Origin of the sequence: Stenotrophomonas sp. YIM B06876, assembly GCF_030711595.1 — a bacterium.
Taxonomy (GTDB): domain Bacteria; phylum Pseudomonadota; class Gammaproteobacteria; order Xanthomonadales; family Xanthomonadaceae; genus Stenotrophomonas.
This window is the reverse complement of sequence record NZ_JAUJUJ010000391.1, coordinates 1-752: the sequence shown is the minus strand read 5'-3', so window position 1 is coordinate 752 and position 752 is coordinate 1. Positions and strand designations below refer to the sequence as shown.

Here is a 752-nt window from a genome sequence, read left to right as displayed (position 1 = left end):
GTTATAGGTGGTTTTGATTGAATTTTCTGCACGGCTGTGCGCCATGGGCTGCAGCGCCTGCGCGGCGCTGGCTGGTTTGACTTTTCCCTGACCGCGGCATTGAATCCGGCCATCGCGCCTGCAGGAGTTCACGCCATGGCTACAACCGCACCCGCCCCGTATTGGCCCATCGTCTATGTGCGCGGCTACGCGATGACGCCGGCCGAAATCGCCGACGCCGTCTCCTCGCCCTACATGGGCTTCAACGTGGGCGCGACCAAGCTGCGCCAGGCCTGGGACGGCCAGGTGCAGCGCCATGTGTTCGAGTCGCCCCTGGTGCGGCTGATGAAGGACTGCGGCTACCGCGACATCTACGCCGACGGCGCCGAAATCGTCGGCCCGGTGCCCGCGCGCAGCGTGGTCATCTACCGCTACTACGACAGCGCCGACCCGGACCTGGGCGGCGGCAAGGCGCCGTCCATCGTGGCCGCTGCAGCGGGGCTGCGCGACCTGATCCACCAGCTGCGCGAACAGGTCTGCGGCGCGGATGCACAGGCGCTGCAGCACTTCAAGGTGCACCTGGTCGCGCACTCCATGGGCGGCTTGGTGTGCCGCTGCTTCCTGCAGAACGACAGCGTTAGCACGCCGGAAGACCGTGCGCTGGTGGCCAAGGTGTTCACCTATGCCACGCCGCACAACGGCATCGACATGGCGGGCATCAACGTGCCGGCGCTGCTGGGCCTGTGGGACATGAACAACTTCAACCGCTCCGT

At 66.4% G+C, this 752-nt stretch carries 1 pseudogene; it reads left to right on the top strand.

From position 1 onward, the window contains the following. Nucleotides 1-135 precede the first annotated feature (135 nt). Nucleotides 136-752, top strand: a pseudogene (locus tag QZH66_RS17505) (hypothetical protein); the annotation flags it as partial.